Source organism: Gardnerella sp. DNF01151 (assembly GCF_049244235.1).
GTDB lineage: Bacteria > Actinomycetota > Actinomycetes > Actinomycetales > Bifidobacteriaceae > Bifidobacterium > Bifidobacterium swidsinskii.
Genome location: NZ_CP058389.1, coordinates 706,256 through 720,533 on the forward strand (window position 1 = coordinate 706,256; position 14,278 = coordinate 720,533).

Below are 14,278 nucleotides of genomic sequence, written 5' to 3' on the forward strand. Positions count from 1 at the left end.
TGTTCGTACATTATATATTCATAGATTACATCTTGCTTAAGTGTTTATTTTTTTCTAGGCACAGCGCAAAGTACATTGTTTGCATACTTGTCTGCAAAGCCAACGTATTGTCCTGTTTGTGGATTGTGAATAGTTCCATTTTCAGGATTTACAATTCCTCCAGTATTTGGATCAATAAGTTGTCCTTGAGAATTTTTTATTAATCCTGTTTTTGGATCAACACGTCCCATCTTCTTTGGATCTGTAGTTTTATTAAGCTTGTCGTTTTCGTTTATATTGTTATCGTCATCCGTATCTTCATTGTCTTGATTATTCGTATTCTTAGACGAATTATTGGCATTCTTTTTGTTAGTGCCGTTAGTTTTATGATTTAGCGATAGCGGTTTATTTTCACGCATCAAATCCCAAATATTGTTTGCTTCATCAGACCACACAACACGATTTGGATCATAAGGATCTGGAATAACAGGAGTAGTACGAGCATAAATATGTGAAGAATCTAATTTACGCATGCTTAATGCCAAACCGACCAAAGTGGTAGGATTGGCCAAGCCTTCACTTATATTCAATGCTCCCAACGATGCTTTTGCAAGCTGGTAAAGCTCACTTGTCTGAGTAAATAAGTTTTTAGATAGTGCTTGATGTAAAAGCTGTTTAATCAAGTATTGCTGTCTTGTTGTTCGCATTATGTCAGAGCCATCGCTTGCTGTATCGTGGCGCATTCTAGCGTATTGAGTAGCAAGTCGACCATTAAGATGCTGCATTCCTTGTTTGAAATTCACGCCCGTATAGGCATCGCGAGTTGCTGTTGGGATGCACACAGATACTCCACCAACTGCATCAATCATATTGCTTAATCCACTGAAATCAGCGACTATAAAATGATGAATATTTAAACCGGTAAGTGAATTAACAGCTTTTAACGAGCATGATGCTGCTGAAGCTAAATCTCCACCTTGCGCATATCCTAAGGCGAAAATTGAATTAAACATCACATGTTTTCTTGCAGGAATATGTCCTTTTGTAGTGTCGCATGCTGGTGCGTTTACCATAGAATCTCGTGGAATAGAAACGATATTCATGTATGATCTATCTGCGCTAATTTGAACTACCATAGTAGTATCTGACTGATGATCACCAGTTTCGCCGTCATGTGTAAAGCTCTGATTATTCCCATCTCGAGAATCTTGACCTAAAACAAGAAAAGTTACTGGTTTGCCTGCGTTAATATCAAGTGTTTGATTAGCTTCTGGATCTTTAGATATAACGTTTATGACTCTGTTACTTACAGCAGAAGAAAAATCTAACCACACTGCAGCTATGATTGTTGAAAAGAATGTAAGTACTGAAATAACAAACATGCACAGTATCTTGCGTGTGCGGTTAATCATTCTATAACCAAGACTATGATGAGGAGTTGAGTTCCAATCTTCGCCTGGTTGGTACCGCATGCCTTCAGGATACCGTGAAGTTGTCATCGTACCTTCTTTCTCAATAATGAGTAACCTTTTAGGTTGTGGCAATATCATTTCTTTTGTCATCAAATAAATCAATATTCAATGGACACATATAGCGTGTAATTATAGCATGCGGCAGTGAGATTTATGACATCTGGTTATGTTGAATATTATTTGATATTTTAAAGAAAATTTTAATAAGATTACGCAAATATTCTAATTAAATTTGTATGAAGCGTACTGGCTAATATGAGCAAAAATATTAATAAAATATGTATAAATTTATTTAGAATTACGACTTGTGTTTTGGCGGATACATACCCCCTGCGTAAACTGGTAAGTATGGATTCGATAACCGCTCATAATCTTACATTTGAAGACGAAGTTTTACAGGTGCTGTCATCTGCGAAAGATGCGCATCCTCATGATGTGGATTCGTCCATTATGGCAATGATGTGTGTGGAGCGAGATACTCGTTTTTATGCTGATACGTTACATGCAGTACTAAGTCAATCAATTCTTCCTGGAACTTTAGTAATAGTCGATTGTGCTAGTCGAGTAAAGCAGACTATGCAAACGAATTTACAAATAAAAATTAATTCATCTAAGCTTGCGGGAGCAATTAATACTAGGAAATCATTATTGCAGAATGCTAATAATATCGATTCCAATAATGCAATTGATAGCGATTCAAAATATAGACCAAATACTAATCGCGTAAATAATACTCGCGTAAACAATAGTGAAAATAAATCTGTACACATAATTATTATTCCTATTTCTTATGCTCATTCTTTTGGAGATGCAATAGAAAAATCTTTGCGCAAGATTTTGCCTTGTGCAGGAGTTTCTGCATTATGGCTTTTGCATGATGATTCTCGTCCTGCAGACTTCCATTGCTTAGAATATTTGCGTGAAACTTGGCGCAATACTCCGACTGCATCAGTATTGGGAGCTAAACAAGTTGATTGGCAAGGAAATATCTTGCACAACGTTGGAATGTATGCTTGGCGTCACGGTGTTCATACTCTTACTGTTGACGGCGAGCCAGATCAAGAACAGTATGATGGACGTGGAGATGTGTATGCAGTATCGCTAGCAGGTGCTTTAGTCACATTAACTGCATGGCAGACTTTACGCGGTACGCAACCATGGATGACAACTTTTGGCGAATCAAGAGATTTTTGTCGTAGAGTATGTCTATCTGGAGGTCGTGTTGTTGTAGTTCCTTCAGCTCGTATCGCACACAGGCGTGCAAGGTTAGAAGGTATCCGTACTCGTAACGGTGATGCTAGAAATCATAATAATTCAGGATCTAAGTATGGTGTAGCAGCTTCTCTCGTAGCTAAGCAGCGTTACAAATACACTGATATTAGTATTTTTTTGTGGCCTCTTATATGGATTCTTAGTTTGCCTGCTTGTTTCGTTGGCGCTTTGCATTCGCTGTTTGCTAAACATCCTTATATAGCGTGGATTCGTCTGCTTTTGCCATGGCTTGCTATTATGCAATTACCTAGAGCAGTTTTTGCTCGCAGAAGGGTTGCAAGGAATACTCGTGTTCCATTAAAACGACTTGTTCCTCTTATCGCAGATCGTCATCAAGTTGCACGTTGGCGTGATCGTAGTTCTGCTTTCCAAGCTCAACAGCATTTCGTGCTGTTGAGTCCTCTAGCGAAGCGGCATTTGCATATTCGAGTGTTGCGTAGGTGGAGTGCTGTTATTCTTGCGTCTCTTCTTCTTTTTGCAGTCATATTGAATTTATATGGCTCTCCATGGCGTGAAATTTTAAGTGGTGCTTCTTGGAATGCGCAGCAATGGTTACCAACGGGTGCAGATTTCAATCAACTATGGAATTCTGCTATTGGTGCATGGGTTCCTGATGATGGTTTTGGACCTGCAATTCCTCCAGCACCATGGCTAAGTATTTGGGCAATCGCATCAATTGTGGTTGGTGCTAACCCGTTATTGGCTGTCACATTAATGTTCTTCTTAGCTGCTCCAGCTATGTGTTTAAGTTTTTGGGCTCTTGCTGGCGTATTTACGCGCTCGGATACTGTGCGTGTATGCGCTGGTATTTGCTGGACTATGATTGCTATTGCTTTTGGTTTGTTTGCACGCGGTGATTTGCCAATGTTAATGACTATGGCATTTTTGCCTGCAGCATTTGCTTTTGCCTTCCATGCTGTTGGAATGTACGTAACAGAAGATCCTGTGCGTCCTGTTAAATCCACTCAATGTGCAGCATGCGCAGCATTATGCTTTATGGTTCCAGTAGCTGCAGAACCGCAGCTTGTTTTGCCTCTTATTGTTATTTTTATTGCGTCGTTTATTATGGTGCGCTCTCATCGTATTATGTTCGCGCTTATGCCTATACCATCGATAATTGTTTTGCTTCCTACAATAGGAAGTGCTATTAGATATGGCGAATCTGGAATGTGGCGTCAATTGTTCTCTAGTATGGCTTTGCCATTGAGAAGTGTGCAAGGTGCTCCACGCGTAAGCGATTACGCTGATGTTTTGTTGCACGCTTTTAATATGGCTTCTCCTAATGTTGAAATTAATATGCCATTGATGAGCTTAAGAACAATAATAATGGTAATTTTTGCAATTCTAGCTGTTGTTATGGCTGTTACGTCATTAACTTTGCCTTTTGCTTTGCGAGTTTCTCGAATGATGTGGGTTGTGATTATTTCCGGAATGCTGTTATCTCTTATTGCCGCTCGTGTTGTAGTTGCATCCGATATTTCAGGACCTGTTGCTGCAAGCGTTTTGCCTGGAGTCGCATTATCTACTGTCGGCATTTTATCTTGTATGTGCATGGTTGCCGGTCAAGCTGTTCGACGCTTTGAGCCACTACGTACTTCGAAGGAATCTGAGTCTCAAATTTTTGATAACTATAAAACTCGTGCAAGTAGACGTGCTGCAATGCGTCGTTCTGCGGCACAATTGTTGCAGCGCATAATTCGCATAGCACGCGCTGTTCTTGCAAGTAGCATGTTGACTATGGCGGTTCTTTTGGGTCTTTTTGCTGTATTGAGCGGACCTGCTACATCTATTTGCGCAAATAACAATGAGCTCCCTATGGTTGTTTCTGATTATTTGCGAAAAGACGATACTCGGCGAATACTTGCTTTAAGAGCTCAAAGTAGCCATGATTTGTCAATCTCTATTATGCGAACATCTAAGGGAGATGCAATAGACGAATCTCCAGCACTTCGTGTTAGACAAGTAATGTTTGGTGATTCATCAAGCAATAAAGCAATATATCGTGCCTCAGCACAATTGTTATCTCATGCAGATAATGGCGCAATTTCGACGTTAAAGCAACTTGGAATTGGCGGTATTTATATTGTTAATAGTTCAGAAAATAAGCAGGTTTCCCATAAAACTTCTATGTCAATACAACAATTGTTACATCCTTCTGTGCAAACAGTGAGTAATGTTAACAAAGAAGCTACTGAACAATTAATTGCACACGTTAACGCTTCTGACGGTACACAATTGGTTGTTTCATCACCGCAAGGAACTTATTGCAGATTTGATGGTGTGCCTGATTCTAAGTCGTTGTCTTCTACATCTCCGTATTATCGATCTAGGCCTCTTGCGTGGAGAGTTCCTTGGATTATTGTTTCTTCTATGGTATTACTGCTGTACTGTATTGTTGCCGTGCCTCGATTTGGCAGACATGCAATGATAGAACGTTCAGATGACAGGCATGAGGAGGAATTAGATGAACTGGCATAAAAATCCTCATGAGGGCTCTAAGCATGGTGAAGTAAATGCGGATGTAGATATTAATCGCAAGAACAAAATAGTCAGTATTGTCTCACTTGCTATTTTTAGTGCAATAATACTTATTGCTTCTGCATGTGTTGTTGCATTATGCTTACCAATGCCTCACTTTGTAGACAATCCTAATACTCCATCTAGTGGCGTTATAAGTAGTGTTGGTTCTACTCGTTTGCAAACTATTTGTCCTATTCGATTGTCTCTTCCAGATTTGACTCAATATGGTGATAGCGAATATAACGAATCAGAAGGCGATTTACAATCTTCTGCTCGTTATGGTGCTTTTGGAGATGTGTATAGTTCTAGCTTGCGTAACATACGAGATAACAATGATCAATCTATTACGTTGAATTCAAAATCAACTGATGATGATACGTCAGCTTTTATTGCTAACAATAATGTAAATCATGACGCTCAAGTTCTAGAAGGACATTTGTCACGAGTTGGATCTGGCACTGGAATATCTGCTTCCATGGTTTCATGGGCTACTAAAGGTGACGTAAAAGGTTTATCTGCAACTACCTGTTCAATGCCGTCTATGAAACAGACATTCCTAGTTCCAGAATCTGCTGATGGAATTTCTATTCGTTTAGAAGCGTTTAATGCTGCTTCAAAATCCACTGTTGTTCGTGTTAGAGCTTGGTCTGCTGAGCACGGCAGCAATCAGTTAAATCTTTCTACAGGAAGTGCTTCTACTGTTCCTGCTCGTTCTCATGCATATTTTGATCTTGCTGCTGCCTCTCCTAAGACTTCTGGATTATACGTGCAAGTTGAAAGCGAGCAGACACCTATAGCATCATTTGTAAAAGTCGTTCATATGAGTGGCTTATCTGTAAAAGGTGTAGATATTGTTCATGAATTAAGCACTCAATCTAATACAAATATTCTTTCAGGTATTAGTGAAGGCGATCAATCTAAGTTATATGTATGGCCAAATAAAGATGGTAATGTAACGCTTTCATGGATGAATGATACAGGTTCTAAAGAAGTAAAGAATTTGACGTTAAAAGCACACCATTTGCAAGTTGTCGATCTTGGAAAAGTTCCGGAGCATGCTAATGCTTTGAGCGTAAGTGGAGATGTTCCTACTCAAGTAATGATGTCCATTACTAAAGATGGCAAAGATAATCAATCAGATGTAGCTTTTATTACACCATCTAACGTACAAGGTAGTGGCGCAATTGTATCGCCTGTTTCTGCTAATGAAACAGCTCTATACCTTTCTTCTTCAAGTGATAAAGATACTGCTGTGCGTTTGCAAGGATTTGATTTAAATGGTGTATTAGCTGCTACAAAAAACGTAACGATTCCTGCGAATGCATCTTTAAGAATTCCTGTTTCAGAAATTTCGCACGATGCAGTTATGTTTATTGCGAAATCGCATAGCAAAGTTGCTTTGTCTGCCCGTATTCATAAAGATGAAATCGATAAGGCTGGTATAGCAGGTATTTCTTGGCTTTCTGCGCAATCTTTGGAACCGCAAGAAATGAAGGTATACGTTAAAACTGACAATCATATTGTGCAATAATACGAATAAAAATATTGCTATAAGCGACTATAAATTAATTAAAATACTTAATAATTTTAATTAATTTAAAAATTGTTTACAAACCCCAATCTGGATCAATTTCTTCTGGTCTGCGACCGTATAGTTCTGCTAAGCATTGCACAAGCTCATCTCTGATAGCATATTGAAGTTCACTTCTGCTGCTTACATGAGTGCATAGTGGAAGCCTATACAATACAATTCTAGATTGCATACCACGGCTAGCTGGAAACGCTTGTGAAAGTATTCTGCGGTTTTGTTCCCATAACAGTGGTTGTGAAGGTGGCACATCTTCTACTGCAAATTGAATGTCTTTAGTTAATGCTCTCCAAGCACTGTTAAGACGTCTAATTTGAGCCGCTACCATAGCATCGAACATTCCGCTAGCAGTTCTATATTGTGGCAGGCGAGTACCAAATATTGGTGCCCTAAGACCTCTACCATGCCTATTCCTATAGTGACGTTCTTCCCAAATTAGACCTGTCATGCTTCCACTTTACGAGAAGGCTAGGGCAATAATATGTAAATAATTAATATGCGGTGTGTGAAATACGCTCACACTATAGAATACTGTATATATGGTTTTAAAAGTCAGGAGGATTTGTAATGCTCAAACCAATAGTGCATGATTGGAATGAGTTTAATCTTGACTTGAGCATTGCTGAATCGTCTCTTATTGCTTTTGATTTAGATAACACACTGGCATGTTCTAAAAAACCTATGCTTAAATCGATGGCTGAATCATTAAGTAAGCTGATTGATATAATTCCTGTTGCTGTAATAACAGGTGGCTGCTTAGAGTTAGTTAAGAAGCAAATTTTAGATATGCTAACTACTGGCACTAATCTTAAAAATATTCACATAATGCCTACTAGTGGAACTAGTTATTATCGGGTGAATAATGACATGTCATTGCAATGTGTTTATGAGCATACTATCGATTTTAAGCAAGCGCAATGCGTTATTGATGCAATACACAAGTGTGCAAAAAATATAGGCGTTTGGAAAGAACCCGGCGATCCAATGCTGTGGGGAGAACAGATAGAGAACCGCGGTAGTCAAATTACTTTTTCGGCACTAGGACAACTAGCTCCTATTGAATATAAAAAAACTTGGGATCCTAGCGGTTGTTTGAAAGCTCAACTTGCACAAAGCATTTCTCAAGCTTTACCTAATTTTGCTGTACGCGCTGGAGGAGATACTAGCATCGATATATACAGGCGCGGTGACGATAAAGCTCAAGCTTTGCGAATGCTGTCTCAATATTGTGATGTTAATATTGAAAAAATTACTTTTATTGGCGATCATATGTATCCTGGAGGAAACGATTATCCTACTGCCTTTACAGGAGCTTTAATTATTAAAGTAAGTAATCCTTCGGATACTTTAGAGCTTTGTAATAAGGTACTTAATATTTTAGAAATATAGAATTTTATTAATTTTTCATTTTAAGATACCTTTTATCCACAATAACATTTTTTATTTGCATAGCCAATAAGCTATCGCATATGCTGTCATTATGGTTGGGAGACGCAAGGTTATAAACCACCAAAACAAAAAGAAGTATAGAAGCGTGACATCTCATGGGGGATTAGCATGTCACGCATCTGTACCTTGTGGTGTATGTGAAAACAAGGATGTTGATTTTATAAATTGGCGTTTTGCTAGTTGGAAGAATGTAGCGATTGCTTTATTTAATTTATTTTTGCCTCGCGCATGTGCAGGCTGTGATACTCCAGATTATATATTGTGTGAAAACTGCAAGAAAGCGTTGCAATGCTGGAAACGTGCACCATTTGCCAGAACAGTATGTGGATATCGCTACGCGTGTGGTTCGTATTCTACGGTTGTTCGCCGCTCAATATTATTGTGGAAGGATCATTTCGATATTGCATGTGACAAAATATTTGGTGAACTTATTGGCGATTTAGTAGTAGAAGTTATATCTAAATTTTTGCGCTCGCATTCTTGTTATATAAGTGAAAAACCTATATTTGTTATACCAGTCCCGTCGTCTAAGCATTCATCAAGGCATCGTGGACGTAAGCATATGTTGCCTGTTGCAAATTGTGTTGCTAAACGATTGTGTAATAGTGGCATTAGAGCATACGTTTTAGATATTGTAAGTATGGATGCTAGAATTACTGCGAAATCAGTGCAAACTTCCGGTTTTCGCGGAAGGTCTAACAGAATTTCTAAGGCGTTTAGCATCGATTTTAAAGAATTGAGAAAGCAAAAGTTTGAAAATCAACGCGAGTACAAAGCTATTGTATTGGATGATATTGTAACTACTGGCTCAACTATGAATAGCTGCGTTTCAACTTTACAGAGTAGTGGAATTACTGTTTTGGCATGCTTTTCTTTAGCATGTGTATGCAATAAGGATGATCGTACAGCAGATTACGAATGTTAGTTTGCTATTGTATTGCTATAGTTTAGTGGAAGCGCAATTTCAAAGTTCGGACCGCGTTTATCGTCTACTACTTTTACAGTTCCATGGTGCAATTGTGCAGCCCAACGAGCAATTGATAATCCTAATCCTGTTCCTCCTGATTCTGTGCCAATTCGCTGATTTCCTTTAACAAATCTTCTGAAAATATCGGCGCGATCTTCTTGAGGAATTTGTTCTCCAAAATTCACAACATTGCATATTACAGAGTTTTGGCTGTGATTAATATGAGCACTTATAAGAACACGAGTTCCATCATCTGAATGTTTTAGAGCGTTAGAAATAATATTAGTAAAAAGTTGCGAAAGGCGAGCTTGATCTCCTGTTAATTCAATCTCATCATTAATTTGAACTTCAATATTATGATTATGACCTGAATCAGCTATTTCTAGTGGTTCGATAATTTCGTCAATAAAGTCTGTGAAATTAAATGAAGTTATATTAAGGCTTTCCGCGCCTGCTTCAACTCTAGATAAATCAAGAAGGAAAGTAATAAGATCAGCAAGTCTATGAGTTTGGTTTAATATAGCTTCCATATTAGATGGAGTAGGATCAACAACTCCATCTGCAAGATTTTCAAGCATCGCTTGTAAAGCAGAAACAGGAGTGCGCAGTTCGTGACTTACGTTTGCTATAAGCTCTCTACGCATTTGATCTGCATGTTCAAGTTCTTCTGCCATTTCATTAAATGCAAGAGTTAATTTACCTACTTCGTCACGACGATTTTCTACAGCAACTCGCACAGAATAGTCTCCGTCAGCCATAGCTTCTGCAGCATTTTTCATTTGACGAAGTGGTGCTGTAAGTCCTCTAGAAAAAATGTATGTAATTCCCAGAGCAACAATAAGTGTTAATGGCATTGCAATCCAGCCATTTAGACCAGTTTTAAGTAAAAACCATGCCATTACGAAAGCAATTGCTGTTGCAAAAACAATAATTGCCGAAAGTTCAATTTTTAGAGATGAAAAAAATCCGACAGGTCGATTTGGATAATTATGCTTTACAGAAGAATTCGTAAATCGCATTTTTGACTTATTTTTAAGTTGAGCATTTGAGTTTTTATTTAATAAATTACGTTGTTTAGTATTTTTATATTGCTCAGAATTAGCATTATCTATTTTATTTTCTAATACCATTTACGAATTTTCCGAAGCTAAAGTGTTGTAATTATTTACTATTTATGAAAGTAGTAATTATTTATGAAACTTGTGATTGCAGAACTTTGTCGTAATCACTAATAGGTGGCTCGAATGCGTATCCTATTCCGTGTACAGTACGAATCCATTCCGATCCAATTTTATGTCTCAAAGACTTAATGTGTGAATCTACTGTGCGAGTTCCAGAAGCATCCGGCCAATCCCACACCTCTTCAAGTAACTTTTCACGCTTAAATACAGTATGAGGATGACGAGCTAGAGTAGCGAGCAAGTCAAACTCAGTTGGTGTAAAATGTACCTCTTTGTCGTTTAAAGTTACAAGTCTTTGACGAGGTCTAATAATAAGTGACCCAAAATTAATTGTGCGTTCATGTTCCATTGTCTTTGCTATTTGCGATGCGCGTTCTACGCGTCTCAGCAATGCTGCGCAACGAGCAATTAACTCACGTGGCGAAAATGGTTTAGTCATGTAATCATCTGCGCCTGCGCTTAAGCCAACAATTTTATCGGCTTCTGCGTCGCGTGCTGTTAACATGAGGATAGGAACAGGCATTTTGGAGATAATTCGTCGAGTTGCTTCAATCCCATCCATAATAGGAAGCATAATATCCATAATTATGAGATCAGGTTTTAGTTGTTCGGCAGCTCTAACAGCAGACGCTCCATCTGTAGCGACTCTTGCTCTCCAGCCTTGTGCAGTAATGCGTTGTGCAATTGCTGTAGCAAGATCCGGCTCATCCTCAACAACGAGAATTGTACGAGCATTTACGCCAGCTGATGGAGCGTTTAGCATATTTTAAAAAGACCTTTCAGTGTTGTACTGGCTTCAAGAATACCGCACCTAACGCTGGAACAGTGATTCTTGCAGAGTATGGTCGAGAATGATACTCTTCAGCAGTAGCAGTGAATGTGCCGTTGTGAATATTAGATCCGCAATACTTTGCATCATCAGTTGTGAGTATCTCTTCCCACTGTCCGCCTTTTGGTAACGCAACCTGATAGTCTTGCCAAGCTTGACCTGAGAAGTTTACTACTACAACGATTTCTTCTCCGTCGTCGCCAATACGCATGTAGCTTAAAGTATTGTGATCGGAATCGTCGCTTGTAAGCCACTGGAAACCATCAGGAGTAAAGTCTTGACTCCAGAATGCACGAGAGCTCTTATATAGAGTGTTCAAATCTGCAACAAGCTTTTGCATACCTTGATGGAACGGCCATTGCAGCTCATTCCAGTTAAGCGAAGTATTGAAGTTCCATTCGCTGGACTGTCCAATTTCTCCACCCATGAACAGAAGGTTCTTGCCTGGATGAGACCACTGGTATGCAAGCAATGCTCGCAATCCTGCGAACTGTTGCCATTCGTCTCCTGGCATCTTTCCAAGTAACGAACCCTTACCGTACACAACTTCATCGTGGCTTAATGGCAACACATAATGCTCAGAGTATGCATAAACCATTGAGAATGTAATTTCGTTATGATGCCAACGACGATTAATTGGTTCCTCTTTAAGATATTGCAAAGTGTCGTGCATCCAGCCCATATTCCACTTCAAGCCGAATCCTAAGCCGCCCATATCGGTTGGTGCAGTTACGCCTTGATAAGCAGTGGATTCCTCAGCAATCATCATGATGCCAGGATTATTCTTATATGCAGTTGCGTTTGCTTCCTTAATGAAGTCAATTGCTTCAAGATTTTCGCGTCCGCCGTAGATGTTTGGTCTCCACTGTCCTGCTTCACGGCTGTAATCCAAGTAAAGCATTGAGGATACTGCATCAACGCGTAACGCGTCAACATGGTATTCATCAAGCCAGAAGCAAGCATTAGCAACCAAGAAGTTACGAACTTCATGACGACCAAAGTTGAAGATGTAAGTACCCCAATCAGGATGCTCACCTCGCATAGGATCAGGATCCTCATATAATGCTGTGCCATCAAAACGACCGAGTGCAAAGTCATCCTTAGGGAAGTGAGCTGGAACCCAATCCATAATGACGCCAATGCCTGCTTTGTGGAGTTTATCTACCAAGTACTTAAAGTCATCAGGGGAGCCAAGGCGAGAATCTACTGCATAATAACCCGTTACTTGATATCCCCAAGATCCAGAGAATGGATATTGTGTCAACGGCATAAACTCGACGTGAGTAAAGCCTTCTCTTTGCACATAATCAACTAAATGATCAGCAAGTTCGCGATAATTACCCAAATCGCGATTCCAGCTGTTAGCTTGTACTTCGTAAATGCTTATTGGACCATTGTGAGCATCTGTTTTTGCGCGCTCATCCATCCAATCAGTATCGTGCCACTTAAACTCAGAATCAACAACAACAGATCCTGTGTTTGGTGGAACTTCATGAGAGCGCTCCATTGGATCGGCTTTCATAATCCAATTGCCAGATTGTGTAAGAATTTCGTACTTATATACTTCTCCTGCTGTAACTCCTGGAATAAAAAGTTCCCAAATGCCAGAAGAGCCGAGTGAACGCATAGCGTGGCGACGACCATTCCAGTAATTAAAGTTACCAACTACGCGTACTGCACGAGCATTTGGTGCCCACACTGAGAAAGCAGTACCAGTAACTTTCTTTACCATCTTTCCAGTTTCAGGAGATATAAGTCCCCATGAATCTGTTATCGTTTTGACGTGTGCGCCTAATGCTTCCCAAAGACGCTCATGACGACCTTCTCCAAATAAGTACATGTCAAGTTCGCCAACTTGAGGCAAATAACGGTAAGGATCATCATCTGTGGACTCAGAACCGTCTATTTCCACAGTGTAAACGCGATAACTAGGAACAGACCAAGACTTTGTTTTTGTATGCTTTACTGCAGGAATAACAGCTGTAAAGATGCCGTTATATTCGTGTTTAGCTTCGTATTCACCGTTCTTAGTAAGAATAACAACTTTCTTTGCCATAGGGCGCAATACGCGGACGGTTACAGTGTCGGCACCTTTGCCAGTTCCAAGGTGACCTCCAAGAACCTCATGTGGATTGTAATATTCTGCATTGCTCACCGCAGCTAATACGTCCTGTCGGACTGGAACTGCGACTGCATCTTCATTGATGTTAGTAACTGTACTCATGTTGACTATCATACATGCTTTATTGCTGTAAGTCGCGTGTGTTTCGCGCTATTGTGAAAAAAATATGAAAATTTTTTCAAGTCGTGACCTTATGGGAAACTGTTATGAGTTTTTCTGTGCATACGGAGGGTTCTGTGGAATATCAAGTCGGCGATATGGTCGTCTATCCTCGTCATGGTGCGGCTCGTGTTGAAGAAATTAGTGAGCGCACCGTAAAAGGTGTAACTCGTCAATATTTACGATTGGTAGTGTTATCATCTGATGGTTTAGAAATTAACGTACCTGTCGATAATGTTAAAAAAGTTGGCGTGCGAGACATTGTTGGAGCGCAAGAAGTTGCAAAAGTTTTTGAGATTTTGCGTACTCCAATAGTTGAAAAAGAGATGAATTGGTCTAGACGCTACAAGCTTAATGTAGAGAAGATTGCTACTGGCGATGTTAACAATATTGCTGAAGTAGTTCGTGATTTATCTCAGCGAGATGTTGATGAACATGGTTTATCTGCAGGAGAAAAGCGAATGCTTGCTCGCGCTCGCAGTATTTTAATTTCCGAAATTGCTTTGTCTGAAAAGATTGATGAGATTGAGGCGGAGCGACTTTTAGATGTGAATCTTGGATACAAGGAGCCTCAAGAAGGCGATGAAAATCACCATACTGTAGCTCCAGAAGAGCCTGCATCGCGAACTTTAGCGCTGTTAGAAGAGCGTAGCAAGAAATCTAAGAAAAAATGATTTGCGATATGCAAAATAAATAAATATTAATTGTTCATATTATTTAAGCCCTTCTAAATGTCGGTA

At 39.5% G+C, this 14,278-nt stretch carries 10 protein-coding genes; 5 read left to right on the plus strand and 5 right to left on the minus strand.

The window, feature by feature from the left end; translation table 11 throughout:
- Positions 1 to 44: 44 nt before the first annotated feature.
- Complete coding sequence (locus HXT37_RS03050) at positions 45 to 1,478, minus strand: LCP family protein (protein WP_041160486.1); 1,434 nt, start codon at positions 1,476 to 1,478, stop codon at positions 45 to 47.
- Between the two features lie 321 nt (positions 1,479 to 1,799).
- On the opposite strand from HXT37_RS03050, the gene HXT37_RS03055 reads away from it, so the two are divergent.
- Both HXT37_RS03055 and HXT37_RS03060 read left to right on the plus strand, forming a co-directional pair.
- Complete coding sequence (locus HXT37_RS03055) at positions 1,800 to 5,201, plus strand: glycosyltransferase family 2 protein (protein ID WP_064621808.1); 3,402 nt, start codon at positions 1,800 to 1,802, stop codon at positions 5,199 to 5,201.
- Positions 5,188 to 6,774 carry a DUF5719 family protein gene (locus tag HXT37_RS03060; protein ID WP_116773772.1) on the plus strand — a complete coding sequence of 529 codons (1,587 nt, stop codon included), beginning with the start codon at positions 5,188 to 5,190 and terminating at the stop codon, positions 6,772 to 6,774. The genes HXT37_RS03055 and HXT37_RS03060 overlap by 14 nt, the downstream gene beginning before the upstream one ends.
- A 76-nt stretch (positions 6,775 to 6,850) precedes the next feature.
- Here the strand turns inward: HXT37_RS03060 and HXT37_RS03065 are convergent, their stop codons facing one another.
- The gene (locus HXT37_RS03065) at positions 6,851 to 7,279 is read right to left on the minus strand and encodes a metallopeptidase family protein (RefSeq protein WP_116773771.1); all 429 of its coding nucleotides are present in this window, start codon (positions 7,277 to 7,279) and stop codon (positions 6,851 to 6,853) included.
- A 119-nt stretch (positions 7,280 to 7,398) separates the two neighbouring features.
- Between HXT37_RS03065 and HXT37_RS03070 the strand changes: the two genes are divergently transcribed.
- Together HXT37_RS03070 and HXT37_RS03075 are read left to right on the plus strand one after the other, a co-directional pair.
- Positions 7,399 to 8,220 (plus strand): HAD-IIB family hydrolase, encoded by an 822-nt coding sequence (locus tag HXT37_RS03070; RefSeq protein WP_421779741.1) that lies wholly within the window; start codon positions 7,399 to 7,401, stop codon positions 8,218 to 8,220.
- A 91-nt stretch (positions 8,221 to 8,311) separates the two neighbouring features.
- Complete coding sequence (locus tag HXT37_RS03075) at positions 8,312 to 9,205, plus strand: ComF family protein (protein ID WP_004110765.1); 894 nt, start codon at positions 8,312 to 8,314, stop codon at positions 9,203 to 9,205.
- Here HXT37_RS03075 and HXT37_RS03080 read toward each other — a convergent pair.
- The 3 genes from HXT37_RS03080 to glgB form a co-directional block, all read right to left on the minus strand.
- A complete protein-coding gene (locus HXT37_RS03080) occupies positions 9,202 to 10,377 on the minus strand; it encodes a sensor histidine kinase (protein ID WP_004110763.1) in 1,176 nt (391 codons plus the stop codon). The genes HXT37_RS03075 and HXT37_RS03080 overlap by 4 nt on opposite strands.
- Positions 10,378 to 10,438: 61 nt before the next feature.
- A complete protein-coding gene (locus HXT37_RS03085; RefSeq protein ID WP_102155265.1) occupies positions 10,439 to 11,191 on the minus strand; it encodes a response regulator transcription factor in 753 nt (250 codons plus the stop codon).
- 16 nt (positions 11,192 to 11,207) lie between these two features.
- Positions 11,208 to 13,481: a 1,4-alpha-glucan branching protein GlgB gene (glgB, locus tag HXT37_RS03090; protein WP_421779743.1), complete on the minus strand. Its 2,274-nt coding sequence runs from the start codon at positions 13,479 to 13,481 to the stop codon at positions 11,208 to 11,210.
- Positions 13,482 to 13,615: 134 nt separating this feature from the next.
- On the opposite strand from glgB, the gene HXT37_RS03095 reads away from it, so the two are divergent.
- A complete protein-coding gene (locus HXT37_RS03095) occupies positions 13,616 to 14,212 on the plus strand; it encodes a CarD family transcriptional regulator (protein ID WP_012914048.1) in 597 nt (198 codons plus the stop codon).
- Positions 14,213 to 14,278: the final 66 nt, after the last annotated feature.

Excerpts from the sequence above, each read along its gene's own strand:
- HXT37_RS03055 (WP_064621808.1), top strand. The coding sequence starts at position 1,800 with ATGGATTCGATAACCGCTCATAATCTTACATTTGAAGACGAAGTTTTA.
- HXT37_RS03065 (WP_116773771.1), bottom strand. The coding sequence starts at position 7,279 with ATGACAGGTCTAATTTGGGAAGAACGTCACTATAGGAATAGGCATGGT.
- HXT37_RS03085 (WP_102155265.1), bottom strand. The coding sequence starts at position 11,191 with ATGCTAAACGCTCCATCAGCTGGCGTAAATGCTCGTACAATTCTCGTT.
- HXT37_RS03050 (WP_041160486.1), bottom strand. The coding sequence starts at position 1,478 with ATGACAACTTCACGGTATCCTGAAGGCATGCGGTACCAACCAGGCGAA.
- HXT37_RS03070 (WP_421779741.1), top strand. The coding sequence starts at position 7,399 with ATGCTCAAACCAATAGTGCATGATTGGAATGAGTTTAATCTTGACTTG.
- HXT37_RS03075 (WP_004110765.1), top strand. The coding sequence starts at position 8,312 with ATGGTTGGGAGACGCAAGGTTATAAACCACCAAAACAAAAAGAAGTAT.
- HXT37_RS03060 (WP_116773772.1), top strand. The coding sequence starts at position 5,188 with ATGAACTGGCATAAAAATCCTCATGAGGGCTCTAAGCATGGTGAAGTA.
- glgB (WP_421779743.1), bottom strand. The coding sequence starts at position 13,481 with ATGAGTACAGTTACTAACATCAATGAAGATGCAGTCGCAGTTCCAGTC.
- HXT37_RS03080 (WP_004110763.1), bottom strand. The coding sequence starts at position 10,377 with ATGGTATTAGAAAATAAAATAGATAATGCTAATTCTGAGCAATATAAA.